Below are 25,396 nucleotides of genomic sequence, written 5' to 3' on the forward strand. Positions count from 1 at the left end.
AAGGGGAAGAATTGAACGGTTTCCCGCATTCGGACGCCCGAAGCGGGACGGGGCGTCAGCCACCGCTCCTGTTCCGGGCAACGTGCTCTTCGCAATTGGGCGTGCAGGAGAGCACCGACCGGTCCGTCTGCCGGAAGACCCGCACCGTGTTGCCCTCGTCGATCGAGACGAGGATGCGTTCGTCGATGATGGCGTTGCCGTCCGCATCGAGCAGGACCAGGTTGGTGGTTCCGAAATTGCGGCCGGTCAGGACGATCGTCTGGGAATCGGCCACGGTCGCATCGGCGACCTCCGCATTGCCGATGATCACCTTGCTGACGGGGCGATCGAGCTTGAGCACGCGGGCGTGGTCCATGTAGACGCGCATCAGCGGTTCGTCGGCAAGGGCGGAAGCGGCTGTCGCCACAACGACGAAGCCCGCCATCACCAGCTTTGCGGCACCCGTAGCGAAGATCAAGTCGCGTCCCATAAACAGTCATCCCGGCGATAAAACACCAACAGCATCGCTGCGAATGGTGAACGAAGACTTAAGCCACTCGCTAACCTTGTAGATTTATCTGCCGCCCGTTTGGCCCGCCTGCCCCGTCGAGCCGCGCCAAACAAAGGAAAATACGCGCGCGTAAGGGGATTAACCGAATGATCACCATAAATCCGGCCACCGCATGGCAAGGCTTTGTTAACCGGTTTCCTTAAGTCGATGGAAATGGCTTGCCTGTAGGTTGCAACCATCCGAACAACGGAAACAGTTGGCGGACGTGCTGAACCAACATCGTGGAGCTAGGAGAATACCATGACCAAGATTTTCGCTCGCCTTATGAAAGACGAATCGGGCGCCACCGCCATCGAATACGGCCTGATCGCCGCACTGGTTTCCGTTGCCCTGATCGCCGGTGCCGGCGCGCTCGGCGACTCGCTGAACAACACGTTCAGCACGCTCGGCTCGAAGATGGAAGCCGAAGTGCCGAAGTAATCGGCGACCGGAGGCGTAGCCCCTATATCGGAAAGCCGCCCCGCAAAGGCGGCTTTTTGCTTTCAGTTATCCTTTCCGAAACGGACGAGGCGCATCATGCGCCGAAAGGAGAGCATCATGGCCCAGGCAATCATCTTCGTGGTATTCCCGCTTTGCCTCGCGGTCGCGGCCTGCTCCGATTTTCTGACGATGCTCATCCCCAACCGGGTCTCGGCGATCCTCCTTGTCGCCTTCGTCGTCGTGGCGCCGCTGGCGGGCCTCGGCCTGACGGAGATCGCCATGCATCTTGCGGCCGGCCTTCTCGTCTTCTCCGTCTGTTTCGCGCTCTTCGCCCTCAATGTCATGGGCGGCGGCGACGCCAAGCTCCTGACGGCCAGTGCCGTCTGGTTCGGCATGAGCCTCTCCCTCGTCGAATACCTGGTCTATGTTTCCGTCTTCGGCGGATTGCTCACCATTGCAATCCTCTCCCTGCGCGCCAAGACGAACCTGATCCTCGCATCGGGCCTGCCGGTTCCCGATCACCTGCTCAAGGCCAAGAAGGTGCCCTATGGCATCGCGATCGGGATCGGCGCCTTCCTCGCCTATCCGTCCTCGCCGCTGATGGTCGCGGCGCTCGGCTGAGGCGGCCGGCCGCCATTTCATCACGATGCCTGCTTGCCAGCCCCGGTTGAAGCGCCGGGGCCGATGCATGTCCCGCGCCTGGTTTCGTTAGTCTTGCGTTAACCATGCGCGTAAGGCGGTTATTAACCATAATTACACCATTGCCGGTTAGCGTGGGTGGATAGAAAAGTCCGCAGCCCAGGGAAACCACATGAGACCGGCGCGAATCATCATTCTGGCAGTGGCCGTCGTTTCGGCGGGCGTCGCGGGCCTTCTGGCCCTGCGGGTCGCCGGCGGAGGCGCGCCCGTGCAGACCGAAGCCGTCGTCGAGCGCGAGGCGACCGTCAACGTGCTGGTCGCTAAGGAAAGCCTGCCGGTCGGCGCGCGGCTCAATCCGGAAACGATCGCCTGGACGGCCTGGCCGGAAGGCTCGATCGTCGAGGGCTTCATCACCGACAAGAACCGGCCGGATGCGATGGAGAGCCTCAACGGCGCCATAGCCCGCATGCCGATCTTCAATGGCGAACCGATCCGCCAGGAGAAGATCGCCGATTCGAGCAACCGCATCATGTCGTCGCTGCTGCCTTCCGGCAAACGGGCGGTAGCGACGGAGATCTCGGTCGCTACCGGCGCCGGCGGCTTCATCCTGCCGAACGACCGCGTCGACGTCATCATGGTGCGCAAGAGCCCGGAAGGCTCCTACATCACCGAGACCGTGCTGTCGAACGTGCGCGTGCTCGCCATCGACCAGCAGATCCAGGAAAACGAGGACGGCTCGAAATCCGCCATCGGCACCACCGCGACGCTGGAGCTCACGCCCGACCAGACCAAGGTGATCGCCGTCGCCCAGCAGATGGCCGAACGCCTGTCGCTGGCGCTGCGCAGCATCGCCGATGCACAGGAAGCCGATACCGGCGCGGCCGACTACCTGCTCAGCGGCGGCGACGGCATGCCGATCATCCAGGTGATCAAGACCGGTGAAATCGTAAACGGCGGCGAGCCCGCGGCCCAGAAGTGATCAGGAGCTGACCGTGTTTGGAATCACAAGGACATTTCGGGCTTCTGTCGCCGGCGGGCTGAGCTTCTGCCTCGCCCTTTCCGGCCTGGCGGAGACCGTGTTCAGCGGCACGCCGGCGCTCACCGCCGAAGCGGCGACCGCTTCCGTCATCCGCATCAACGACAGCGGCCCCGGTGCCCGCAAGGCGGTGAAGCTCGGCCTCAACAAGGCGATCGTTGTTGATCTGCCGACCGACGCGCACGACATCCTCGTCGCCGATCCGGGCAAGGCGGACGCGGTCACCCGCACCTCGCGCCGCATCTACCTGTTCGGCAAGGAAGTCGGCCAGACCAACATCTTCATCTTCGGGCCGGGCGGCGAGGAGATCGTCAGCATCGACCTCACCGTCGAGCGCGACATCGACGGCCTGCAGGCGAACCTGCGCCGCTTCATTCCCGACTCCGACATCCAGGTCGAGATCATTTCGGACAACATCGTGCTGAATGGCACGGTACGGACCCCGCAGGATGCCGCCCAGGCGACGCGACTTGCCGAAATCTTCCTGAGAGGCGGCGAGGCGACGACCCGCAACATCACGGCCCAGGGCAACAACGGCGATGCGGCGATCTTCGGCGAAGTGCGCCAGCGCTCCCAGGTCGTCAACATGCTCAAGATCGACGGCGAGGACCAGGTGACGCTGAAGATCACCGTGGCGGAGGTCAGCCGCCAGGTGCTCAAGCAGCTCGGCTTCAACGGCTCCGCCCAGGGATCGAGTGGCGGCATCTCCTTCCGCAACCCGACCAATCTCGGCGGCGCGGCCGACTGGGTCTCCAATGGCGCCCTTTCCGGCACGGTCGGGGGCCTGGCCCTTTCCAGCAGCATGAGCGCCATGGAGCAGGCCGGCGTGATGCGGACCCTTGCCGAACCGAGCCTGACGGCGATCTCCGGCGAGGAGGCCCGCTTCTATGTCGGCGGCGATTTCCGCCTCCCGAGCGAGCAGACGATCGAAAGCGGCGAGGCCGGCAAATCCCCGACCATCACCCGCACGATCACCGAGGTCGAATACGGCATCCGGCTGAATTTCCGCCCGGTCGTGCTGTCGCCCGGCCGCATCAGCCTGCGTGTCGAGACGGAGGTCTCCGAGCCGACTTTCGAAGGGTCGGCGACCTATGGCGGCACCCAGGCCATTCCCGGCATGACGGTGCTCGGCATCCGGCGCCGCGAGGCCACGACGAGCGTCGAGCTGCCGTCGGGCGGCTCGATCGTCATCGCCGGCCTCGTCAAGGACGATATCCGCCAGGCCGTCTCCGGCCTGCCGGGCCTTTCGAAGATCCCGATCTTCGGCACGCTGTTCCGCTCCAAGGACTTCGTGCGCAACGAGACGGAAATGGTCATCATCGCCACGCCCTATCTCGTGCGGCCCGTCGCGCGCACCGCGCTCCAGCGTCCGGACGACAATTTCAACGCGACCAACGATGCGGCGAGCTTCTTCCTCGGCAAGGTGAACAAGATCTACGGCCGCAAGGAAGACGCCATGCCGGCGGGCAACTACCACGGCTCCATCGGTTTCATCTACAAGTGACGGGACGGGACATGCGCGACACGACCAGCAAGACTTGGCTCCCCGCAAGGAACCGCACCATGCACAGGCCCCTGCCGATGCGCGCAGCGCTCGCGGCGACCCTTATCCTGTCCGCCACGCTACTCGCCGCTTGCGGCGCGCGGCCGGACCGGTCCACGACGGCCTCGATCCCGGACGACTACCGTACGCGCCACCCGATCGTGCTGTCCGAAACCGCGCAGACGATGGACATTCCGATCGCCATCGGCGACCGGGCGCTGACGGCGGCCATGCGCGACAACATCCGCGGCTTTGCCGCCGACCACGCCGCGAAATCGCGCAGCGCTGTGCAGATCATGCTGCCGCGCAGCTCGGCCAATGCCGCGACGGCCAACCATCTGCGCAAGGACATCCGCACGACGCTGACGGCGGCGGGCATCAAGCGCGACCAGCTGATCGAGACGAGCTACGATGCGAGCGGCTACGGCGCCAATGCGCCGATCCGGCTTGCCTTCTTCGCCATCACCGCGCAGGCGGGACCCTGCGGCGAATGGCCGGAAGACCTCGTCGTCAACACAATGGAAAACAAGAACTATCAGAATTTCGGCTGCGCATCGCAGGCGAACCTTGCCGCCCAGATCGCAAATCCGATGGATCTCGTGCAGCCGCGCGGCATGACCCCGATCGATGCTGAGCAGCGCAATGTGGTGATTCAGGACTACCGCGAGTTTGGCCAGCCGCCGCTGTAATCGCCGGCTAGGGCCAGGCACATATCCATCCGGTCCGCCGGACACCAGGAACGGGCATGACGATGAGCACAGTAGATTACACCATCGAGCGCGCGGGCGCAGCTGAGGCGGACGAGGCGATCCGGTCCGCCGAACTGGAGGGCGTGCGTCCGCTGCCGCGCATCTCGGTCCACGCCTTCTGCGAAAGCGAGGCCATGCTGCGCACCATGGAGCGCTGCGGCCAGGACCGCCGCATGGCCAAGGTGAGCCTCCGGGTCTCCAGCGCCAGCATCGCGGCGGCGGCCAACATGTTCGCCTCGGCCCCGACGCCGAACCTTTTGATCCTGGAGACCTCGACGGAACCGCGCGGCATCATGGACGAGCTCGCCCCGCTCGCCGAGGTCTGCGATCCGAGCACCAAGGTCATCATCGTCGGCAGCTACAACGACATCCCGCTCTACCGCGACCTCCTCCGCAACGGCATCTCCGAATACATGGTCGGCCCCGTCGGCATGGCCGACATCCTCAACGCCATGTCGACGATCTTCGTCGATCCCGATGCCGAGCCGCTCGGCCGCACCATCGCCTTCATCGGCGCCAAGGGCGGGGTGGGGTCCTCGACGATCGCGCATAATTGCGCCTTCGACATTTCGAGCCTCTTCCAGACGGAGGTGATCCTCGCCGACCTCGACCTGCCCTATGGCACGGCCAATATCGACTTCGACCAGGATCCGCCGCAGGGCATTTCCGAGGCGATCTACGCGCCGGACCGGCTGGACGAGGTGTTTCTCGATCGCCTGCTGACGAAGTGCTCTGAGCGCCTGTCGCTGCTCGCGGCCCCCTCCATGCTCGATCGTGCCTACGATCTCGAGCGCGGCTCCTTCCAGCCGATCGTCGAGGTGCTGCAGCGCAGCGCGCCGGTGACCGTGCTCGACGTGCCGCATGCCTGGTCGGAGTGGACGCGCACGCTGCTGTCGGAGGTCGACGAGCTGGTCATCACCGCGGTGCCGGACCTTGCGAACCTGCGCAACACGAAGAACATGCTCGATGCCTTGAAGAAGCTTCGCCCGAACGACAAGCCGCCGCACCTGATCCTCAACCAGGTCGGCCTGCCGAAACGGCCGGAGATCGCGGCGGACGACTTCTGCGAACCGCTCGGCATCCAGCCGATCGCGGTTATCCCCTTCGACGCGCAGCTCTTCGGCACCGCCGCCAACAGCGGCCGCATGATCGCCGAGATGGATCGAAAGTCGCCGACGGCGGAGACCTTCTCGCAGATCGCCCATCTCGTGACGGGGCGCGCGACGATCAAGAAACCCAGGAAGACCGGCCTCGGCAATCTGCTCGGCCTCATCGGCAAGAAATAGGCCCGACGGGCGGCGCAACAGACTGGATGAAGTGGCATGTTCGGCAAACGCGGCAATGAAGGTTTCGGCAAGAGCGGTTCGGCGGGCCAGGCGGGCCAGGCCACGCCGGCTTCCGTCACGACCGTGACGGCGGAGCGCCCGGTCGTGGCCGCGCCGCCGCAGCCCGTCTTCGAGCCGGCCGCCGCTCCGGCTCCGGCTCCGGCACCGGCCGCGACCGCCCGCCGCCGTGCGCCGCGCACGGAAGACTATTACGACACGAAGAGCCAGGTCTTCTCCGCGCTCATCGACACGATCGACCTGTCGCAGCTCGCCAAGCTCGATACCGAGAGCGCGCGCGAGGAAATCCGCGACATCGTCAACGACATCATCACGATCAAGAATTTCGCGATGTCGATCTCCGAGCAGGAGGAACTGCTCGACGATATCTGCAACGACGTGCTCGGCTACGGCCCGCTGGAGCCGCTGCTGGCGCGCGACGACATCGCCGACATCATGGTGAACGGCGCGGGCAAGACCTATATCGAAGTGGCCGGCAAGGTGCAGGAATCGGAGATCCGCTTCCGCGACAATGCCCAGCTCCTGTCGATCTGCCAGCGCATCGTCAGCCAGGTCGGCCGCCGCGTCGACGAATCGAGCCCGATCTGCGACGCGCGCCTGCCCGACGGCTCGCGCGTCAACGTCATCGCCCCGCCGCTCGCCATCGACGGCACGGCGCTCACCATCCGCAAGTTCAAGAAGGACAAGCTGACGCTCGACCAGCTGGTCAAGTTCGGTTCGATCACGCCGGAAGGCGCGACGCTGCTCCAGATCATCGGCCGGGTGCGCTGCAACCTCGTCATCTCCGGCGGCACCGGCTCGGGCAAGACGACGCTGCTCAACTGCCTGACGAACTATATCGACCGTGACGAGCGCGTCATCACCTGCGAGGACTCGGCCGAACTCCAGCTCCAGCAGCCCCATGTGGTGCGCCTCGAAACCCGCCCGCCGAACATCGAGGGCGAGGGCGAGATCACCATGCGCGATCTCATCAAGAACTGCCTGCGCATGCGGCCCGAGCGCATCATCGTCGGCGAAGTGCGCGGCCCGGAGGTGTTCGACCTCCTCCAGGCGATGAACACCGGCCATGACGGCTCGATGGGCACGATCCACGCCAACACGCCGCGCGAATGCCTGTCGCGCATGGAATCGATGATCGCCATGGGCGGCTATACCCTGCCGGCCAAGACGGTGCGCGAGATCATCTCCGGCTCCATCGACATCATCATCCAGGCCTCGCGCCTGCGCGACGGGTCGCGCCGCATCACTCACATCACCGAGGTGGTCGGCATGGAAGGCGACGTCATCGTCACGCAGGACCTGATGCGCTTCGACATCCAGGGCGAGGACGCCAACGGGCGCCTCATCGGCAAGCACACGGGCACCGGCATCGGCAAGCCGCATTTCTGGGAGCGCGCCCGCTACTTCAACGAGGACAAGCGCCTGGCGGCAACGCTCGACGCGATGGAAAAGCCGTAAGGGGCCGCGATGTTCGGACTGGATATCACCATCGTCGCGATCTTCGCCCTGGCGGCCCTTTCGACCGCGGGCCTTGCCTATGGCCTGCTCTTCTCGCGCATCGAGGCGGCGAAGAAGACGGAAAGCCGCATGCGCCGCGTCCAGGCCGCCGAGACCGACCAGGGCAAGGCCAAGGCCGCGCGCGACCGCATGCAGGAATTGTCCAAGCGGCGCAAGTCGGTGCAGGATTCGCTGAAGGACCTTGAAAAGAAGCAGCAGGAACAGACCAAGCGCGCCGCCACCACCCTGAAGGCGAAGCTGGTCCAGGCCGGGCTCTCGATCAGCATCCCGCAGTTCTACCTTCTCAGCGCCGCCGCCGGCATCTTCGTCTTCCTTCTGGCCCTTCTTGCCGGCTCGGGCCTGCTCGTCAGCCTCGGCGCGGCCTTCATCGCCGGTGCCGGCCTGCCGCGCTGGGTCGTCGGCTACCTCGTCAAGCGGCGGATGAACAAGTTCCTCGAGGAGTTCCCCAACTCGCTCGACGTGATGACGCGCTCGATCAAGTCCGGCCTGCCGCTGACCGACGCGCTGCGCCTGATCGCCGCCGAAGGCCAGGAACCGGTGCGCACCGAGTTCCGCCGGCTCGTCGAGGCGCAGCAGGTCGGCCTCAGCGTTCCGGAAGCCTGCGCGCGCATGTTCACCAACATCCCGCTGCAGGAGGTCAACTTCTTCTCCATCGTCATCGCGATCCAGAGCCAGGCCGGCGGCAACCTGTCCGAGGCGCTTGGCAACCTCTCCCGCGTCCTGCGCGAGCGGCGCAAGATGAAGGCCAAGGTGAGCGCGCTGTCGATGGAGGCGAAGGCCTCGGCCGCCATCATCGGCGCCCTGCCGTTCATCGTCGCCTTCCTCGTCTACCTGACCTCGCCCGACTATATCGTGATCCTGTTCCAGGATCCGCGCGGCCATCTCATCCTCGGCATCTCCGCCGTCTGGATGTCCATCGGCATCCTGGTGATGCGCAACATGATCAACTTCGACATCTGAGGGGCAGGGGCATGTCGGGACTCGTTACCACCCTTACCGATCCGGCCGTGCTGCTGCCGGCCTTCGTGATGATCGCGGTGCTCGCGACCTTCTACACGCTCGCCGCCCCCTATCTCGACCGCGGCGATCTCGACAAGCGCATGAAGTCCGTGGCGCTGGAGCGCGAGCAGATGCGCGCGCGCGAACGCGCCCGCATGAACGCCGAAGCCTCCCAGAGCAAGGCCTCGCTGCGTGCCCAGCACAACACCTCCGTGCGACAGGTCGTCGAGCGGCTGAACCTGCGCGAGGCGCTGGTCGACGCCCATACGATGAACCGGCTGCGCCAGGCCGGCTACCGCTCTCAGAACGCGCTCAACATCTTCCTCTTCGCGCGCTTCGTGCTGCCCTTCGTCTTCGCCGCCATCGGCGCCTTCTACATCTTCTTCCTCGGCTATCTCGGCGACAAGCCGTTGGCGATGCGCATCCTGGCGACGGTCGTCATCGCCTATATCGGCTTCTACGCGCCGAACCTCTACATCTCCAACCGGGTGTCGAAGCGCCAGCTTTCGATCAAGCGCGCCTGGCCTGATGCGCTCGACCTGATGCTGATCTGCGTCGAGTCCGGCATTTCCATCGAGGTCGCCTTCAAGCGCGTGGCCGGCGAGATCGCCATGGCCTCGCCGGAGCTGGCAGAGGAGCTGGTGCTGACCACCGCGGAACTCTCCTTCCTCCAGGAGCGCCGCGCGGCCTACGAGAACCTCGGCACGCGCGTCGGCCTTGATACGGTGAAAGCCGTGACGCAGGCCCTCATCCAGGCGGAGCGCTACGGCACGCCGCTCGCCCAGGCGCTGCGCGTTCTCGCCCAGGAATGCCGCGACCAGCGCATGAACGAGGCGGAGAAGAAGGCCGCCGCCCTGCCGCCGAAGCTGACCGTGCCGATGATCCTGTTCTTCCTGCCGGTGCTGGTCGCCGTGATCCTCGGCCCCGCCGGCATCCAGGTCTCCGACCGCTTCTAAAAGAGGCCGCGGGTCGATCAAAAAAGCGCCCCGGTCGAGATATCGGCCGGGGCGAGGTCGTGCTTGGGAGCGAGTTACGAGCAGTTCCAGCAGAACTGTAAGGCGGTTTTACGTCCGCGCATCGGAGAAACGGATCAGTTGGTGTTGCCGCTGTCGTCGGCTGCGAGCTTCTTCCAGGCGTTCTGCTGGGTCATCATCGAGCGCAGATAGGTGACGTTCGCCTCGGCCTGCTCGGAGGCCAGTTCGCGGCGGGCGATGGTCTCCGCCTCCTGGAAACGGCCCTGGAGGCCGACGGCGAGCGCGAGGTTCTGGCGCACGCCGCTGTCGGCGCCGGGCTGGGAGGCGGCGGAGCGCAGATAGGTCTCGGCCGTCTTCAGGTCCTTCGCCAGGAGATAGGACATGCCGAGATTGGAGAGCACCGACGGCTCGTTCGGATTGATGTCGAGCGCCTCGCGATAGCGCGCGCGGGCCTCTCCGGCGCGGCCGAGCTGGTCGAGGATCGCGCCTTCGGCCGATTTCAGCCGCCAGTCCGGCCGGTCCGGCGTCTGCGCGCGCAGGATCGTGTTCAGCGCCTGCTCGAGCTGGCCGGCGGCGGCCTGCGCCTTGCCATAGGCCGCCAGCACCTCGCGGTCGCTCGGATTGTTGATGGCGACCTGCTGCATGACGGCGAGCGCCTGGTCGTTGCGCCCGTTCATGCGCAGCACATTGGCATAGTTCATGCCGACGGTGCGGTCCTTGGGGTTCTTCGCATAGGCCCGGCCGATCGTATCGGCGGCGCCCCGCAGTTCCGTCGCATTCATCTCGGACACCGGCTTCGACATTTTCGGAATGGAGCCGGTCGTGATGTTGCTCTTGCCCGCGCAGCCCGCCATTGCCACCGCGATGGCAAGACATGCTGCGCCTCTCAAAAATCCAGCGCGAAGTGACGTAAGCGTGACGGAAGCGGCCATGATCTGTCCCCGAAGCGATTCCCGCATGTCGCGGCGGTCAAGGAATCACGCCGCAATCTCCACTCCAGCAATAATCTGTTAACCCTAACAGAGTGTTAATCGCCTGATTCTCAAGCCCTGCCCAAAGGTTCCGCCATGGCCCCCTTCCAGTTCATCGACCGGCCCTCTCCCTTCAACACGAAGAACGGCAGGACGCTGCCGATCTTCGCGATCACGCCGGCCCATATCGAGACCGGCACGATCGACCCGATCGCGCTCGACTGGGCAAGGAAGGCCGGCTTCAAGGCGGAATCCGGGGCGCTGCTGATGGTGCCGACGGCGGACGGCCATCTCGGCGGCGCGCTCTTCGGCCTCGGCAAGAACCCGTCCGACGCGCCGTTCCTGACGGGCAGGCTCGCCCGCGCGCTGCCGGCCGGCGACTGGCATATCGAGACCGCGCCGCTGACGGCCAACCGCCTCGCGCTCGGCTACGGCCTCGGCAGCTACCGCTTCGAGCGCTACAAGGCCTCCGCCGCCGAAGCCCCGACCCTGCTCATCCCCAGCGATGCGGACGCCACCGACATCAAGCGCCAGATCGCCGGCGTCTTCCTTGCCCGCGACCTCATCAACACGCCGACCAACGACATGGGCCCGGACGCGCTGGAGGACGCCTTTCGCGCGCTCGGCGAACATTACAAGGCGAAGGTCTCCGTCATCATGGGCGATGATCTCCTCAAGGAGAATTTCCCGCTCATCCACACGGTCGGCCGCGCCGCCGCGCAGGCGCCGCGCCTGCTCGAACTCACTTGGGGCAAGAAGGGCCACAAGCGCGTGACGCTCGTCGGCAAGGGTGTCTGCTTCGATACCGGCGGCCTCGACATCAAGCCGGCCTCCTCCATGCTCCTGATGAAGAAGGACATGGGCGGGGCGGCCAATGTCATGGGCCTCGCGCTGATGATCATGGATGCCAAGCTGAAGGTGGACCTGCGCGTGCTCCTGCCGGTGGTGGAGAACGCGATCTCCGCCAACGCCTTCCGCCCCGGCGACATCTACAGGAGCCGCAAGGGCCTCACCGTGCAGATCGACAACACCGACGCCGAGGGTCGCCTGATCCTTGCCGATGCGCTCGCCTATGCGGACGAGGCGGAGGCCGACCTCGTCATCGACATGGCGACGCTGACGGGCGCCGCGCGCGTCGCGCTCGGCCCCGACCTGCCGCCCTTCTTCACCGACGACGAGGACCTTGCCCACGACCTCACCGAGGCGAGCCTGACGGTCGATGACCCGATGTGGCGCATGCCGCTCCACATGGGCTACGACAAGGACGTCTCCGCCCGCATCGCCGACCTCACCAACGCGCCCGCGGGCGGCATGGCGGGCTCGATCACCGCGGCGCTGTTCCTCAAGCGCTTCGTCACCCGCAACAAGCGCTGGGCGCATTTCGATATCTACGGCTGGGCGCAGGCCGAGCGGCCGCATTCGCCCGTCGGCGGTGAGGCGCAGGCCATCCGCGCGCTCTACCATCACCTGCGCAAGGCGACGGCCTGAGGCGGCGGCTTTTCTTCCGGTAAACGATACGGTATCGTAACGAAAATGCCGTCCTGCCCGGAGACGCCGTGCCGCTAGATCTGACCCCATCGCAGGCGCTCGGCCTCTGGCACGCGGTGACGCTGCAGCAGGTCCACGAGGATGGGCGCGACCTGACCTTGCGCCAGATGGCGATCCTGCTGGAGATCTACCTCGTGCCCCCGCCGCACACGGTGCGGGGGCTGGCGGCGAAGCTGGGCGTGACCAAGCCGGTGATCACCCGCGCGCTCGACACGATGGGCGAGCAGGGCCTCGTCACCCGCATGCGCGACGACCGCGATCGCCGCAACGTCATCATCAAGCGCACCGTGGACGGCGCGCTCTATCTCGAACGCCTCGGCGATCTCATCATCGCCCGGGGCCGTGCGCAAAACCCCTGAACCGACCCCCTGAACGGCCCCGTGAGACCAGATCCATGAACGCCCTTCCAGACCGCCGCCTCAACGCCTTCCGACCGGATCTCGCCGAGGAGGCCCTGCGCGGCACCGTTGCGGCCGCGCACTATGTCACGGGCACGCCGGCCGTCGTGGCGCAGCCCGTTGCCGCGCTGCGCCCCCGGCCGGATGCCGCCGCCGGCATCGATACCGAGCTCCTGTTCGGCGAAGGCGTGCGCGTGCTCGACCGGGCGGAGGGCTGGGCCTGGGTGAAATCCGATTTTGACGGCTATGTCGGCTACCTGCCGGAGGCGGCGCTCGATGCGGCCGGCCCTGCGGCGACCCCTGCAGCGACCCATGTCGTCGCCGTGCCGCGCACCTTCGCCTATTCCGGCCCGGACCTGCGCACGCCCGCCGCCTTCGCCCTGTCGATCGGTAGCCGGATACCGGTTATAGGCGAGAGCGAGACGCGCGGCACCCGCTACCTGACGCTTGCCGGCGGCCAGTCGGTCGTTGCCGGTCACTGCCTTGCGATCGGGGAGAGGGCAGGGGACGACTATGTCGCCATCGCCGCCCGGTTCCTGGAGACGCCCTATCTGTGGGGTGGCCGCTCGGGCTTCGGCCTCGACTGCTCGGCCCTGGTGCAGCTTTCGATGATGATGACGGGCCGCACCGCGCCGCGCGACAGCGACATGCAGGCCGCCGGCCTCGGCACGCCGATCGAGCGCGGCGCGCTTCGCCGCGGCGACCTCGTCTTCTGGAAGGGCCATGTGGCGATCATGGAAGACGAGGCGACCATCATCCACGCCAACGGCCATACGATGAGCGTGGCGCGCGAGGGGCTGGATGCGGCCATCGAGCGCATCGGCTGGCTTTACGCGCAGCCGACCGGCTATCGCCGGCCCTGACGCGCGCCGGGCTGCGCCGGCCGGCGCAAGCGGGGTCTCAATATCCTGCGCTGCGGTCGACCAGATGCTCCAGCGGCTTGCCGCTTTCGAGCCGTTCGATCTGCACGGCGACGTGGCGGAAAAGCGCGGCGACATCGGATGCCGCCGAGGCATGCGGCGTCATGAACACCTTGTCCATCGACCAGAACGGGCTTTCGAGCGGCAGCGGCTCCTGCTCGAAGACGTCGAGCGAGGCGCCGTGCAGCGTGCCGTCGTTGAGGGAGGCGACGATATCGGCCTCCACCTGGCTGCCGCCGCGGCCGGCATTGATGAAGACCGGCGCGCCGAACGGGCCCTTGCGGCTGAGGCGGGTGAAGAGGCCGGTATTGTAGATGCCCTTCGTCTCCGGCGTCAGCGGCAGGAGGCCGACGAGGATGTCGGTCCTGCCGAGGAAGGCGTCGAGGCCGGCCTCGTCGAAGGTCTCGAAGTCCTCCACCTTGCGGCCGCTCTTCGACCAGCCGATGACGTCGAAGCCGAGCGTCTTCAGCTTCCTGGCCGAATCCTGTCCGAGCACGCCGAAACCCATGATGCCGACGGTTAGGTCCTTCGCTTCGGGCTGGGCGAGCTCGCGCCAGACGCGCGCTGCCCGCTGCGTCTCGTAGGCCTGGTGCTGGCGCAGGTGCAGCAGGCATTGCATGACCACCCACTCGCTCATGCGCGTCGTCAGCGTCTCGTCGACGAAGCGCACGAGCGGCACGTCGGGCAGGCCCGGCAGCGTCAGCACATGGTCGACGCCCGCGCCGCCGGAAAACACCACCTTCAGGTCCTTCGCCCGCGAGAAGAGATCGGCGCCCGGCTTCCAGACAACGGCATAGTCGATGCCCGAGAGGTCACGGTTGCGGTTTGCCGGATGCGAGAGATTGATCACCTCGCGGTCCGCAAAGGCGCCCTTCAGCGCGGCGGCGACCTGCTCCTGGTCGAATTTCAGATCGATGATGACAGGGCTTTTCGTCTGCATGCTGGTTCCTGCTGAAGCATTTCAGCCGAAGCGAAATCGCTTCGGCGTCGGATAATGTATAAAAAATGCCTTACTGGCGGATGCTCTCGCTGCGGACCGCTTCGAGATTGAAGGCGGCGGCCATCAGCGCCCTGGTATAGGCCTCGTGCGGCCGTTCGATGATGTCCCTGGCCGGCCCCTTCTCCACCACCTGACCGCCGCGCATGACGATGATGTCGTTGGCGAGCGCGCGCACGACCTTGAGGTCATGGCTGATGAAGAGATAGGCAAGATTGTGCTTGGCCTGCAGGTCGCGCAGGAGCTCCACCACCTGCGCCTGCACGCTCATGTCGAGCGCCGAGGTCGGCTCGTCGAGCATGACGAATTCGGGTTTCAGCACCATGGCGCGGGCGATCGCGATGCGCTGGCGCTGGCCGCCGGAGAATTCGTGCGGATAGCGCCAGCGTGTCGTGGGATCGAGGCCGGTCTCCTCCAGCGCGGCGGCGACGCGGCGGTCGCGCTCTGCCTCGGAGAGCGACGGCTCATGGACCTTCAGGCCCTCCGCGACGATATCGGCGACCGACATGCGCGGCGAGAGCGAGCCGAAGGGATCCTGGAAGACGATCTGCATGCGCCGGCGCAAGGGCCGCATCTCGCTGAAGGAATGGCCGGCAATATCCTGCCCGACGAAGGCGATGCGGCCCTTCGAGGCGATGAGCCGCGTCAGCGCGAGGCCGAGCGTCGTCTTGCCGGAGCCGGATTCGCCCACCACGCCGAGCGTGTGGCCGGCGCGCAGTTTCAGGTCGATGCCGTCGACGGCCTTCACGTGATCGACGACGCGGCGGAGAAACCCGGCCTTGATCGGGAACCAGACCTTGACGTCCTCCGCCTCGATGACGACGGGCTGGCTGTCGTCGCCCGGGCGCGGCTCGCCCTTGGGCTCGGCGGCGAGCAGGTGGCGGGTATAGGCGTGCTGCGGGCTGGAGAAGATCTCCTCCACCGGGCCGGTCTCGACGATCCTGCCCTTGGTCATCACGCAGACCCGGTCGGCGAACTTGCGGACGATGCCGAGGTCGTGGGTGATGAAGAGCATGGACATGCCGTGCTCTTCCTTCAGCGACTTCAGGAGCTCCAGGATCTGCGCCTGCACGGTGACGTCGAGCGCGGTGGTCGGCTCGTCGGCGATCAATAGCTCCGGGCGGTTGGCGAGCGCCATGGCGATCATCACGCGCTGGCGCTGGCCGCCGGACAGCTCGTGCGGATAGGCGGCGAGGCGCTTTTCCGGCTCGCGGATGCCGACCTGGTTGAGCAGTTCGAGAATTTTGGCGCGCGCGGCCGGGCCTTCGATGTCCTGGTGCAGCTTCAGGATCTCGCCGATCTGCCGCTCGATGGAGTGCAGCGGATTGAGCGAGGTCATCGGCTCCTGGAAGATCATCGTGATGTCGTTGCCGCGCACGTTCCGCAGCGTCGTATCGGAGGCCTTCAAGAGGTCCTTGCCGTTGAAATGGACCTCGCCGGAGGGGTGGCTCGCGGCCGGGTAGGGCAGCAGCTTGAGGATCGAATTCGCCGTCACGGACTTGCCGGAGCCGGATTCGCCGACAAGCGCCACGACCTCGCCGCGCCGGATGTCGAAGGAGACGCGGTCGACGGCGAGCGTGGTGTTGCCGCCCTGGTGGAAGGCGACGGAGAGGTCGCGGACGGACAGGATGGTTTGGGGATCGCTCACCGGAAGGTCTTCCTCGGATCGAAGGCGTCGCGCGTCGCTTCGCCGACGAAGATCAGCAGCGACAGCATGACGGACATGACGACGAAGGCGGTGAGGCCGAGCCACGGCGCCTGGAGATTGTTCTTGCCCTGCGCGACCAGCTCCCCGAGCGAGGGCGAGCCCGGCGGCATACCGAAGCCGAGGAAGTCGAGCGAGGTGAGCGTGGTGATCGAGCCCGACAGGATGAAGGGCAGGAAGGTCAGCGTCGCCACCATGGCGTTCGGCAGGAGGTGCCGGTACATGATCGTGGCATTGCCGACGCCGAGCGCGCGTGCCGCCCGCACATATTCGAAATTCCGCGCGCGCAAGAATTCGGCGCGCACCACGCCGACGAAGCCGACCCAGGAGAAGAGCAGCATGATGCCGAGCAGGATCCAGAAGCCGGGCGGCAGGATGGCGGCGATGATCAGCAGGATGTAGAGCACCGGCATCGAGGACCAGATCTCGATGAAGCGCTGCATCAGGAGGTCCGTCCAGCCGCCGAAATAGCCCTGCACGGCGCCGGCCGTCACGCCGACGATCGCCGAGGCGATGGTGAGCACGAGACCGAACAGCACGGAGATGCGGAAGCCGTAGATGACGCGGGCGAGCACGTCGCGCGCCTGGTCGTCGGTGCCGAGCCAGTTGAGGTTGGCGAGCGTGCAGTTCGGGTCCGCCGCGCCGCCCGGATAGCCGGCGCAGCGCTCGTCCCCGGCCATCAGCCAGAAGGGTTTCGTCGGCGCGGAATGCGGGATGTTGGAATTCGTCGTGTTGTAGGAATAGCGGATCGGCGGCCAGATCATCCAGCCATTGGCCTCGATCTCTTCCGTGATGAAGTCCGAGCGATAGTCCGTCTCGGCCAGGAAGCCGCCGAATTTCTCCTCCGGATAGTCGACAAGGACGGGAACGAGGATCTCGCCCTTGTAGGAAGCGAGGATCGGCCGGTCGTTGGCGATGAACTCGGCGAACAGGCTGAGGATGAAGATGACGAGGAAGATCCACAGCGACCAGTAGCCGCGACGGTTCGCCTTGAAATTCTCCCAGCGGCGCAGGTTCGTGGGGTTGAGCAGGCCCTTTCTCGGCGGGGCGATCGGCGTTGTCTCCGTGACGGCGCTCATCACACGTCCCTCCGCTCGAAATCGATGCGCGGGTCGACCCAGGTGTAGATGAGGTCGGAGATGAGGCTGACGACGAGGCCCATCAGCGAGAAGATGAACAGCGTCGCGAAGACGATCGGATAGTCGCGCCGCACGATGGAATCATAGCCGAGGCGGCCGAGGCCATCGAGCGAGAAGATATATTCGATGAGCAGCGAGCCGGTGAAGAAGGCCGATATGAAGGCGCCGGGGAAGCCGGCGATGATGATCAGCATGGCATTGCGGAAGACGTGGCCGTAGAGCACCTGCCGCTCGGTGAGGCCCTTGGCGCGGGCGGTGGTGACATACTGCTTCTTGATCTCGTCGATGAAGGAGTTCTTCGTCAGGAGCGTGGTCGTGGCGAAGGCGGACAAGAGCAGCGTGATCAACGGCAGCGTCATGTGCCACATGTAGTCGAGCGGCTTCTGCCACCAGGCGAGGCTGTCGAAATTGTCCGAGACGATGCCGCGCAGCGGGAACCAGTCGAGGAAGGAGCCGCCGGCGAAGAGCACGATGAGGAGGATGCCGAAGAGGAAGCTCGGCACGGCGTAGCCGATGATGATGATGCCCGAGGTCCACACGTCGAAGGCCGAGCCGTCCTTCACCGCCTTGCGGATGCCGAGCGGGATGGAGATGGCGTAGGAGAAGACGAGGATCCACACGCCGAGCGAGATGGAGACCGGCATCTTCTGGGCGATCAGGTCGACCACGGAGGTGTTGCGGAAGAAGCTCTCGCCGAAATCGAAGCGCAGATAATCCCACATCATGGTGAAGAAGCGTTCGAGCGGCGGCTTGTCGAAGCCGAACTGCTTTTCCAGCTTGGCGATGAATTCCGGATCGAGGCCGCGCGCGCCGCGATAGGCGCTGTCCTGCCCGACATCCTGCAAAACGTCGCCGCCACCGCCGGAGAGGCGGTCGCCGGAACTCTGGCTGGTGAGGTCGGAAATCACCTGCTCGACCGGGCCGCCGGGGGCGAACTGCACGATCGCGAAGGAAATCGCCATGATGCCGAAGATCGTCGGGATCATCAGCAGGATGCGTCGCAGGATATAGGCGCCCATCAGCGATTACCCGCTGCAGCCGGTTGCCGGTCTTCTCGTCTTGGCGCAGTCCCGTCGGTCAAGCCCAAACCTTCCTTCTGCCGCCGCTTCGCGCGACGGTGATTCGTCATCGCTATATGGAGCCGAGGACGCCGCACGGCGCAAGCCCCGGCTCATTTCGCGGCATTCTTCGACCACCAGACATCGGGGAACCCGAGGCTGTAATAGGGCAGCTCCGCCGGGCGGGCGAGGTGGTTCCAATAGGCGACCTGCTGGGATTTGGAATAGAACATCGGCACCAGATAGTGATGGGCGAGCAGGACGCGGTCGAGCGCATGGGTCGTCGCCACGAGCTCGGCACGGTTCGGCGCAAAGACGATGCGGCGGATCAGTTCGTCGATCGCGGGATCGGCGATGCCGGCATAGTTCTTCGAGCCCTGCTGGTCGACGGAGGCCGAACCCCAGTAATCGCTCTGCTCGTTGCCCGGCACCAGCGTCTGCGCCCAGATGCCGTAGATCATGTCATAGTCGAAGGCGCGCACGCGGTTGGTATATTGCGAGGCGTCCACCGTGCGGATGCGGGCGTCGATGCCGATGTCGTTGAGGCTCTTGACATAGGGCAGGACGGTGCGTTCCTGCGAAGGATTGGAGAGCAGGATTTCGATGCCGAAGGGCTCGCCCGTCTTGACGTTCGTCATCTTCCGGTTCTTGAGCTCGTAGCCCGCCTCCTTGAAGAGCATCATGGCCTTGCGCAGGTTCTCGCGTGTCTTCTGCGGGTCGCCGGCGACGGGATTGGTGTAGGGCGTGGTGAAGACGGCGGGCGGGACCTTGTCCTTCAGCTCCTCGAGGATTTCCTTTTCGCGCCCTTCCGGCAGGCCGGAGGAGGCCAGCTCGGTGCCCCAGAAATAGCTGTCGATGCGGTTGAGCCTGCCATAGGCGAGGTTCTTGTTGAGGCTTTCGAAGTCGTAGGCGTAGTTCAGTGCCTCGCGCACCCGCTGGTCCTTGAACCGTTCGCGGCGCAGGTTCGGCACGAAGGCCTGCATGATGCCGACGGCGCGCAGCGGGTTTTCGATCTCCTCGCGCACGATGCGGCCGTGCTTCACGGCCGGAAAATCATAGGCCGTCATCCAGTGGCTGGAGCTGTTGTCGCGGTAGAAGTCGACATTGCCGGCGCGGAAGGCCTCGAACTCCACGTTCCGGTCGCCGAAGAACGTGTAGCTGATCACGCCGAAATTGTTCTGGCCGACATTCACGTTGAGGTCCTTGGCCCAATAGTCGTCGCGCCGCTCGAAGCGGATCGAGCCGCCCGCCTGGAAGGAGGCGATCCTGTAAGGCCCGGAGCCCATGACCGGCTCCAGCGTCGTGCGGCCGATGTCGCGCTTGTTGCCCTTGGCGTCCGTTCCTTCCCACCAGTGCTTGGGCACGATCGGGAACTGGCCGAGAATGTTGGGGAGCTCCTGGTTGTTCTTCTCGTCGAAGCGGAAGGTGACGTCGCGCTCGCCGGTCTTCTCCGCGGAAATCACGTGGCGGTAGTAGTTGGCAAGAAGCGGATTGTGCTCCTTCGACTTGTCGAAGGAGAAGATCACGTCCTCGGGCGTCACCGGCTGGCCGTCGGCCCACTTCGCCTCCGGGCGCAGGCGGAAGGTGGCGTAGGCGATGTCGTCGGGATAGGAGACGGCTTCGGCGAGCAGGCCGTAGGAGGCGGTGATCTCGTCGTCGGCGGATTTCAGCAGCGTGTCGAAGACGAGGGACGTGACGCCGGTCGCGGCCTCGCCCTTCGAGAGAATGGGATTGAAGGTGTCGAATGTGCCGGTCTCGGACAGTTTCAATTCGCCGCCCTTCGGCGCGTCCGGATTGACATAGTCGAAGCGATCAAAGCCGCCCGGGCGCTTCAATTCGCCGATGGTCGAGATGCCGGTGCGCCAGACGGGCTCCTTCGCCTCCTGGGCCCTTGCACCGCTCGCGGCCGCCAGCGACAGGGCGAGGGCGATGGTGAACACGATTTTCCCGGAGGCTGCCTGCATGCCGAAATCCCTTTCGTTTCGTTTGCCGAAGCGTGAACCAGAGAATAGGCAAAATCCGGGCAAATGACAGGCCTGCCATGAAAGGGGCGGTTTTTGGCGTGCCTATTCCGGGCGACGATTCACTTCCGCGAAAGGATGATCCCTTAACCTTTCGTCAGCGATTGCGATTTTGAGACCGGACGACGCCCGTGCATTCCATGCTTTCCCGATTGACCACCTGCCTTCTTGCCGCCGGACTTGCGCTGGCCGCGCTTGTCGGGCCGCTTGCCGCCGAGGAGCGGCCGGCCAAGGAACTGTTCGGCGCCAAGCGCCTGCCGGCCAGGATGGCGGCGAGCCCCTATGGTTCCTATGCCAAGGGCTGCATTGCCGGCGCGGTGGCGATCCCGACGGACGGCCCGTCCTGGCAGGCCATGCGCCTGTCGCGCAACCGGCGCTGGGGGCATCCCGACATGATCGCGCTCATCGAGCGGTTCTCGCAGGATGCGCAGAAGCTCGGCTGGCCGGGACTGCTACTCGGCGATATTTCCCAGCCGCGCGGCGGGCCGATGCTGTCGGGCCATGCCTCGCACCAGGTCGGGCTCGACGCCGACATCTGGTTCACGCCCATGCCCGACCGCCGGCTTTCGGCCGAGGAGCGCGAAAAGCTGCCCTTCACCTCCATGCTCGACAAGAGCAAGTTCCTGACGGTCGATTCGCGCCGCTGGACGTCTACGCATGCCCGGCTGGTCATGAAGGCGGCGAGCTACCCGCAGGTCGAGCGCGTCTTCGTCAACCCGGCCATCAAGAAGAAGCTGTGCGAGACCTGGCAGGGCGACCGCGCGCTGCTCGGCAAGGTGCGGCCGATCTACGGCCATGACGAGCATTTCCATATCCGCATCAAGTGCCCGGAAGGCGCGGCCGGCTGCAAGCCGCAGGCCCGCGTGCCGGCCGGCGACGGCTGCGACCAGTCGCTCGCCTGGTGGTTCACCAAGGAGCCGTGGGCAAAGCCCACGCCGAAGAAGGACGCCAAGCCCGTCAAGCCGCGCTACGTCAAGCTCTCCGACCTGCCGAACGCCTGCAGCACGGTGCTTGCCAGTGCTTCGCCCGCCTCCGAGCAGGAAGTGACCTATCAGGGCAATGGCGGTGTTTCCTCCACCGCGCTCGCCTTCTCCGGCGGCGGCCAGAGCCCGGCGGCCTCCATCGAATCGGTGATCGCCGCCGACACTCTGCTGCCGGCCATCGTGCCGATCCCGATCCCGCGGCCGTTCCAGTAGCGCTGCATAGCCCTGCACGCCCCTCATCCGGCTGCCGCCACCGTCTTCCCGCAAGCGGGGCGAAGGGAAGGAGGCACCCTTTTCCTAAGTAATCAGCATTGGATGGGAAGGAATGCCTTTCCGCATATCTCTTCGCCCCGCCTGCGGGGAGAAGGTGCCGGCAGGCGGATGAGGGGCGTGCAGGGCCGGGGCTTTTCAAGACCCCGCTGCTTTTGTATAAGGCGATCAAATCGATTTAAAATCGCGGGGAACGCCCATGTCGCGCCAGAAATGCATCGCGCTCATCGCGCATGACGAGAAGAAGGACGACATGGCCGCCTTCGCGCTTAAGAACGAGAAGGTGCTGGCGCAGGCGAAGATCGTCGCGACCGGCACGACGGGCGGCCGGGTGCTGGAGGCCTGCCCGGGCCTCGACGTCACCCGCCTCAAGAGCGGCCCGCTCGGCGGCGACCAGCAGATCGGCGCGCTGATCGCGACGGGCGAGGTCGATCTCCTCATCTTCTTCGTCGACCCGCTGACCCCCATGCCGCACGACGTCGACGTCAAGGCGCTGATGCGGCTCGCCATCGTCTACGACATTCCGATGGCGCTGAACCGCGCGACCGCCGAACATCTGCTCGACTTTGCCGCCGTTTGACGGCACGTTCACCGGAAACCACCTCCACGCGAAATGAACGGGACAGCCTGATGGTACGGCCGAACGACAGCGAAACGAACTTCCCCTTTCCCATCCTGATCGGCGATATCGGCGGCACCAATGCGCGCTTTGCGCTGCTGGTCGATGCCTTCGCCGAGCCGAAGCAGTTCCCGATCGTCCAGACGGCCGATTTCAAGAATATCGATGACGCGCTCCAGCAATGCATCCTCGACACGACCTCGGTGCAGCCGCGTTCGGCCATTCTCGCGCTCGCCGGCCCCATCGAGGGCGACGAGGTGCCGCTGACCAACTGCCCCTGGGTCGTGCGCCCGCGCGACATGATCGCCAATCTCGGCTTCGACGACGTGCTGCTCGTCAACGATTTCGAGGCGCAGGCGCTCGCCATCGCCTCGCTCGGCGAGGGGGACCGCGAGAAGATCGGCCCCGGCACCGAGCGGCACGCCGCCTCGCGCACGGTGCTCGGCCCCGGCACGGGGCTCGGCGTCGCCGGCCTCGTCTATGCGCGCCACAGCTGGATCCCGGTTCCGGGGGAGGGCGGGCATGTGGATGTCGGCCCGCGCAGCGAGCGCGACCATCAGATATGGCCCTTCCTCGAGCCGATCGAAGGCCGCATTTCCGCCGAGCAACTGCTGTGCGGCCGCGGCATCATGAACATCTACCATGCCGTTTCGGCCGCCGACGGTGTCGATGCCCCGCTCGAGACCCCGGCGGACGTCACCTCCAAGGCCTTGGCCCAGGAGGATCGCGCGGCGATCGAGACCGTCTCGCTGTTTTCCACCTATCTCGGCCGCGTCGCCGGGGACATGGCGATGATCTTCATGGCCAAGGGCGGCGTGTTCCTGGCCGGCGGCATCTCGCAGAAGATCCTCCCCGCCCTGCGCGGGCCGGAATTCCGCGCCGCCTTCGAGGACAAGGCGCCGCACAGCGCGCTTTTGAAGACGATCCCGACCTATGTGGTCACCCATCCGGTCGCAGCCCTTGCCGGTCTTGCCGCCTTCGCGCGCATGCCGGACCGCTTTGGTGTTGCAACCGAGGGACGCCACTGGAAAAGGTGAAGCCTCCGCAGGCGCTTCGCCGCGCCGCGGACTCGCCAAAGAGGGGCCGAGCCCCTATAGAGCGGGTCCAGCGCGGCACATCCTCCCGGTGCCGCAGGACCGTGCAGGAAAGTCAGTTTATTGGCCGATAAGAGTCGAACCGAGCGCCCACACGTCAGCTCCGACACCGTCGCCACCGTGCTCAAGCGCATCATCGCCGAAAACGGCCGCGAGCACGTCCGTGGCTATGTTCTGGCCATCCTCTGCCTCGCCGTCGTCGCCGGCACGACGGGTTTTACCGCCTGGATCATGGAATCGGTGGTCAACGAGGCCTTCGCCAACAAGCGTGCCGACCTCGTCGCCCTCATCTGCGGCTCGATCTTCATCGCCTTCGTGCTGCGCGGCTTTGCCACCTATTACCAGGCCGTCATCCTGTCGAAGATCGGCAACAACATCGTCGCGCGCTACCAGCGCCGGCTCTATTCGCACCTGATGGCGCTCAGCGTCGGCTATTTCAACGAATCGCGCTCGGCCTATCTCGCCGCGCAGATCAGCCAGAACGTCACCGGCATCCGCGATGTCCTGAACATGACGGTGACGTCGGTCGCGCGTGACTTCCTGACGCTCGTCGCCCTCATCGGCGTGATGATCTCCAAGGACTGGCTGCTGACGCTGATCGTCTTCGTCGTCGCCCCGCCGCTCCTGATCGGCCTGCGCTACGTCTCCAGGCGCCTGCGCAGCGCCACGCGCGAATCCGTCGAGCTCAACAGCCATGTGCTCGGCGCCATGCAGGAGACGATCCAGGGCATCGCCATCGTCAAGGCCTTCACCATGGAGGCGCAGCTGAAGGCCAAGGTCGAGGGCATCATCGACCGGGCCGAAAGCCGCTCCAACCGCATCGCGCGGTTGACCGAGCGCACCGCGCCCATGACCGAGACCTTCGCCGGCGCGGCCATCGCCGGCGTGCTCGCCTATGCCGCCTACCGCTCGATCTATGGCGGCGTGCTGCCGGGCGCCTTCTTCTCCTTCGTCGCGGCGCTGCTGATGGCCTACGACCCGGCAAAGCGCCTTGCCCGCCTGCAGGTCTCGCTGGAACGCGCGGTCGTCAATGCCCGCATGATCTACGAGGTCCTCGACCTGAAGCCGCGCCAGGCCGACCGGCCGGATGCAAGGCCGCTCGTCGTTTCCGATGCCACGATCACCTTCCGGGGCGTGCGCTTCGGCTATTCGGAAAACGAGGCGATCCTCAAGGGCGTGAGCTTCACCGCCGAGGGCGGCCGCACGACGGCGCTCGTCGGACCGTCCGGCGCCGGCAAGTCGACGGTCATCAACCTCATCCCGCGCTTCTACGATCCGGAAGAGGGCGAGATCCTCATCGACGGGCAGGACATCGCCCATGTGACGAAACAGTCGCTGCGCAACGCCATCGCCTATGTCTCCCAGCAGCCCTATCTCTTCGAGGGCACGATCCGCGACAATATCCGCTACGGCCGCCCCGATGCGACGGACGCGGAGATCGAGGAGGCGGCACGCCATGCCTATGCGCATGATTTCATCCTCGCCCAGCCGCTCGGCTACGACACGCCCGTCGGCGAGAACGGCGTAACGCTTTCCGGCGGCCAGCGCCAGCGGCTGTCGATCGCCCGTGCGCTGGTGCGGGGTGCGCCGATCCTCCTGCTCGACGAGGCGACCTCGGCGCTCGACACGGAATCCGAGCAGGCGGTGCAGAAGGCGCTCGACGAGGCGATGAGCGGGCGCACCGTGGTCGTCATCGCGCACCGGCTCTCCACCATCGTGCGGGCCGACAAGATCATCGTCATGCAGGGCGGAACGGTCGCCGAAGAGGGCACGCACGAGGCGCTTGCGAGCCGGGAGAACGGCCTCTACGCTCGCCTCAACAGCCTCCAGGCACCCGCCGCCGGCAGCGCGGGCAAATAGGCCGCTCCAAAACGGGCAGCCTTGCGGAAAGACAGGAACGGG

Annotated in this window: 23 protein-coding genes; 16 read left to right on the forward strand and 7 right to left on the reverse strand. The window is 65.8% G+C overall.

The genetic code is table 11. The features are described from left to right. Nucleotides 1-55: 55 nt before the first annotated feature. Nucleotides 56-424 carry a pilus assembly protein N-terminal domain-containing protein gene (locus AABQ55_RS03305; protein WP_317633324.1) on the reverse strand — a complete coding sequence of 123 codons (369 nt, stop codon included), beginning with the start codon at nt 422-424 and terminating at the stop codon, nt 56-58. Between the two features lie 366 nt (nt 425-790). Here AABQ55_RS03305 and AABQ55_RS03310 point away from each other — a divergent pair, with 366 nt between their 5' ends. The 9 genes from AABQ55_RS03310 to AABQ55_RS03350 all read left to right on the forward strand — a co-directional run bounded on the left by AABQ55_RS03310 (nt 791) and on the right by AABQ55_RS03350 (nt 9,753). Next, nucleotides 791-970 carry a Flp family type IVb pilin gene (locus AABQ55_RS03310; RefSeq protein WP_244770379.1) on the forward strand — a complete coding sequence of 60 codons (180 nt, stop codon included), beginning with the start codon at nt 791-793 and terminating at the stop codon, nt 968-970. Between the two features lie 117 nt (nt 971-1,087). Continuing rightward, nucleotides 1,088-1,591 (forward strand): A24 family peptidase, encoded by a 504-nt coding sequence (locus AABQ55_RS03315; RefSeq protein WP_244770378.1) that lies wholly within the window; start codon nt 1,088-1,090, stop codon nt 1,589-1,591. A gap of 190 nt (nt 1,592-1,781) precedes the next feature. Beyond that, nucleotides 1,782-2,588: a Flp pilus assembly protein CpaB gene (gene cpaB, locus AABQ55_RS03320; RefSeq protein WP_244770377.1), complete on the forward strand. Its 807-nt coding sequence runs from the start codon at nt 1,782-1,784 to the stop codon at nt 2,586-2,588. A gap of 13 nt (nt 2,589-2,601) precedes the next feature. Beyond that, nucleotides 2,602-4,149, forward strand: a complete 1,548-nt coding sequence (locus AABQ55_RS03325) for a type II and III secretion system protein family protein (RefSeq protein WP_272807249.1) — start codon at nt 2,602-2,604, stop codon at nt 4,147-4,149. A gap of 59 nt (nt 4,150-4,208) precedes the next feature. Beyond that, a complete protein-coding gene (locus AABQ55_RS03330) occupies nt 4,209-4,877 on the forward strand; it encodes a CpaD family pilus assembly protein (RefSeq protein ID WP_272807250.1) in 669 nt (222 codons plus the stop codon). Between the two features lie 62 nt (nt 4,878-4,939). After that, nucleotides 4,940-6,223, forward strand: coding sequence for an AAA family ATPase (locus AABQ55_RS03335; protein ID WP_272807251.1), 1,284 nt, complete (start codon nt 4,940-4,942; stop codon nt 6,221-6,223). A gap of 36 nt (nt 6,224-6,259) precedes the next feature. Beyond that, complete coding sequence (locus tag AABQ55_RS03340) at nt 6,260-7,738, forward strand: CpaF family protein (protein ID WP_272807252.1); 1,479 nt, start codon at nt 6,260-6,262, stop codon at nt 7,736-7,738. Nucleotides 7,739-7,747: 9 nt separating this feature from the next. Continuing rightward, complete coding sequence (locus AABQ55_RS03345; protein ID WP_244770372.1) at nt 7,748-8,758, forward strand: type II secretion system F family protein; 1,011 nt, start codon at nt 7,748-7,750, stop codon at nt 8,756-8,758. An 11-nt stretch (nt 8,759-8,769) separates the two neighbouring features. Next, nucleotides 8,770-9,753, forward strand: a complete 984-nt coding sequence (locus AABQ55_RS03350) for a type II secretion system F family protein (protein WP_244770371.1) — start codon at nt 8,770-8,772, stop codon at nt 9,751-9,753. A gap of 134 nt (nt 9,754-9,887) precedes the next feature. On the opposite strand, the gene AABQ55_RS03355 is transcribed toward AABQ55_RS03350, so the two are convergent. After that, a complete protein-coding gene (locus AABQ55_RS03355) occupies nt 9,888-10,625 on the reverse strand; it encodes a tetratricopeptide repeat protein (RefSeq protein ID WP_272807539.1) in 738 nt (245 codons plus the stop codon). 213 nt (nt 10,626-10,838) lie between these two features. Between AABQ55_RS03355 and AABQ55_RS03360 the strand changes: the two genes are divergently transcribed. The 3 genes from AABQ55_RS03360 (at nt 10,839) to AABQ55_RS03370 (ending at nt 13,551) form a co-directional block, all read left to right on the forward strand. Continuing rightward, on the forward strand, nt 10,839-12,230 hold the full coding sequence (locus AABQ55_RS03360) for a leucyl aminopeptidase family protein (protein WP_272807253.1): 1,392 nt from the start codon (nt 10,839-10,841) through the stop codon (nt 12,228-12,230). Nucleotides 12,231-12,298: 68 nt separating this feature from the next. Then, entirely contained in the window at nt 12,299-12,649 is a 351-nt protein-coding gene (locus AABQ55_RS03365) for a MarR family transcriptional regulator (RefSeq protein ID WP_244770368.1), read from the forward strand. Between the two features lie 35 nt (nt 12,650-12,684). Then, a complete protein-coding gene (locus AABQ55_RS03370) occupies nt 12,685-13,551 on the forward strand; it encodes a C40 family peptidase (protein WP_272807254.1) in 867 nt (288 codons plus the stop codon). Nucleotides 13,552-13,588: 37 nt separating this feature from the next. On the opposite strand, the gene AABQ55_RS03375 is transcribed toward AABQ55_RS03370, so the two are convergent. The 5 genes from AABQ55_RS03375 to AABQ55_RS03395 form a co-directional block, all read right to left on the reverse strand. Then, complete coding sequence (locus tag AABQ55_RS03375) at nt 13,589-14,548, reverse strand: 2-hydroxyacid dehydrogenase (protein WP_272807255.1); 960 nt, start codon at nt 14,546-14,548, stop codon at nt 13,589-13,591. A 70-nt stretch (nt 14,549-14,618) separates the two neighbouring features. Next, complete coding sequence (locus AABQ55_RS03380) at nt 14,619-16,253, reverse strand: ABC transporter ATP-binding protein (protein WP_272807256.1); 1,635 nt, start codon at nt 16,251-16,253, stop codon at nt 14,619-14,621. Further along, a complete protein-coding gene (locus AABQ55_RS03385; RefSeq protein ID WP_272807257.1) occupies nt 16,250-17,389 on the reverse strand; it encodes an ABC transporter permease in 1,140 nt (379 codons plus the stop codon). The genes AABQ55_RS03380 and AABQ55_RS03385 overlap by 4 nt, the downstream gene beginning before the upstream one ends. Beyond that, on the reverse strand, nt 17,389-18,468 hold the full coding sequence (locus tag AABQ55_RS03390; protein WP_133035466.1) for a microcin C ABC transporter permease YejB: 1,080 nt from the start codon (nt 18,466-18,468) through the stop codon (nt 17,389-17,391). The genes AABQ55_RS03385 and AABQ55_RS03390 overlap by 1 nt, the downstream gene beginning before the upstream one ends. Nucleotides 18,469-18,620: 152 nt before the next feature. After that, complete coding sequence (locus AABQ55_RS03395) at nt 18,621-20,471, reverse strand: extracellular solute-binding protein (RefSeq protein ID WP_272807258.1); 1,851 nt, start codon at nt 20,469-20,471, stop codon at nt 18,621-18,623. 197 nt (nt 20,472-20,668) lie between these two features. On the opposite strand from AABQ55_RS03395, the gene mepA reads away from it, so the two are divergent. The 4 genes from mepA to AABQ55_RS03415 all read left to right on the forward strand — a co-directional run bounded on the left by mepA (nt 20,669) and on the right by AABQ55_RS03415 (nt 25,354). Further along, entirely contained in the window at nt 20,669-21,724 is a 1,056-nt protein-coding gene (mepA, locus tag AABQ55_RS03400; RefSeq protein WP_288084558.1) for a penicillin-insensitive murein endopeptidase, read from the forward strand. Nucleotides 21,725-21,980: 256 nt separating this feature from the next. After that, entirely contained in the window at nt 21,981-22,361 is a 381-nt protein-coding gene (locus AABQ55_RS03405; RefSeq protein WP_244770361.1) for a methylglyoxal synthase, read from the forward strand. Nucleotides 22,362-22,411: 50 nt separating this feature from the next. Then, nucleotides 22,412-23,437 (forward strand): glucokinase, encoded by a 1,026-nt coding sequence (locus AABQ55_RS03410; protein WP_272807260.1) that lies wholly within the window; start codon nt 22,412-22,414, stop codon nt 23,435-23,437. A 120-nt stretch (nt 23,438-23,557) separates the two neighbouring features. After that, entirely contained in the window at nt 23,558-25,354 is a 1,797-nt protein-coding gene (locus tag AABQ55_RS03415; RefSeq protein ID WP_272807261.1) for an ABC transporter ATP-binding protein, read from the forward strand. Nucleotides 25,355-25,396: the final 42 nt, after the last annotated feature.

Origin of the sequence: Shinella sp. WSD5-1 (assembly GCF_963942435.1) — a bacterium.
GTDB classification, from domain to species: Bacteria; Pseudomonadota; Alphaproteobacteria; order Rhizobiales; family Rhizobiaceae; genus Shinella; species Shinella yambaruensis.

Excerpts from the sequence above, each read along its gene's own strand:
- AABQ55_RS03395 (WP_272807258.1), bottom strand. The coding sequence starts at position 20,471 with ATGCAGGCAGCCTCCGGGAAAATCGTGTTCACCATCGCCCTCGCCCTG.
- AABQ55_RS03340 (WP_272807252.1), top strand. The coding sequence starts at position 6,260 with ATGTTCGGCAAACGCGGCAATGAAGGTTTCGGCAAGAGCGGTTCGGCG.
- AABQ55_RS03330 (WP_272807250.1), top strand. The coding sequence starts at position 4,209 with ATGCACAGGCCCCTGCCGATGCGCGCAGCGCTCGCGGCGACCCTTATC.
- AABQ55_RS03405 (WP_244770361.1), top strand. The coding sequence starts at position 21,981 with ATGTCGCGCCAGAAATGCATCGCGCTCATCGCGCATGACGAGAAGAAG.
- AABQ55_RS03410 (WP_272807260.1), top strand. The coding sequence starts at position 22,412 with ATGGTACGGCCGAACGACAGCGAAACGAACTTCCCCTTTCCCATCCTG.
- mepA (WP_288084558.1), top strand. The coding sequence starts at position 20,669 with ATGCTTTCCCGATTGACCACCTGCCTTCTTGCCGCCGGACTTGCGCTG.
- AABQ55_RS03345 (WP_244770372.1), top strand. The coding sequence starts at position 7,748 with ATGTTCGGACTGGATATCACCATCGTCGCGATCTTCGCCCTGGCGGCC.
- AABQ55_RS03305 (WP_317633324.1), bottom strand. The coding sequence starts at position 424 with ATGGCGGGCTTCGTCGTTGTGGCGACAGCCGCTTCCGCCCTTGCCGAC.
- AABQ55_RS03375 (WP_272807255.1), bottom strand. The coding sequence starts at position 14,548 with ATGCAGACGAAAAGCCCTGTCATCATCGATCTGAAATTCGACCAGGAG.
- AABQ55_RS03335 (WP_272807251.1), top strand. The coding sequence starts at position 4,940 with ATGAGCACAGTAGATTACACCATCGAGCGCGCGGGCGCAGCTGAGGCG.
- AABQ55_RS03360 (WP_272807253.1), top strand. The coding sequence starts at position 10,839 with ATGGCCCCCTTCCAGTTCATCGACCGGCCCTCTCCCTTCAACACGAAG.
- AABQ55_RS03385 (WP_272807257.1), bottom strand. The coding sequence starts at position 17,389 with ATGAGCGCCGTCACGGAGACAACGCCGATCGCCCCGCCGAGAAAGGGC.
- AABQ55_RS03355 (WP_272807539.1), bottom strand. The coding sequence starts at position 10,625 with ATGGCGGGCTGCGCGGGCAAGAGCAACATCACGACCGGCTCCATTCCG.
- AABQ55_RS03315 (WP_244770378.1), top strand. The coding sequence starts at position 1,088 with ATGGCCCAGGCAATCATCTTCGTGGTATTCCCGCTTTGCCTCGCGGTC.
- AABQ55_RS03310 (WP_244770379.1), top strand. The coding sequence starts at position 791 with ATGACCAAGATTTTCGCTCGCCTTATGAAAGACGAATCGGGCGCCACC.
- AABQ55_RS03350 (WP_244770371.1), top strand. The coding sequence starts at position 8,770 with ATGTCGGGACTCGTTACCACCCTTACCGATCCGGCCGTGCTGCTGCCG.
- AABQ55_RS03390 (WP_133035466.1), bottom strand. The coding sequence starts at position 18,468 with ATGGGCGCCTATATCCTGCGACGCATCCTGCTGATGATCCCGACGATC.
- cpaB (WP_244770377.1), top strand. The coding sequence starts at position 1,782 with ATGAGACCGGCGCGAATCATCATTCTGGCAGTGGCCGTCGTTTCGGCG.
- AABQ55_RS03370 (WP_272807254.1), top strand. The coding sequence starts at position 12,685 with ATGAACGCCCTTCCAGACCGCCGCCTCAACGCCTTCCGACCGGATCTC.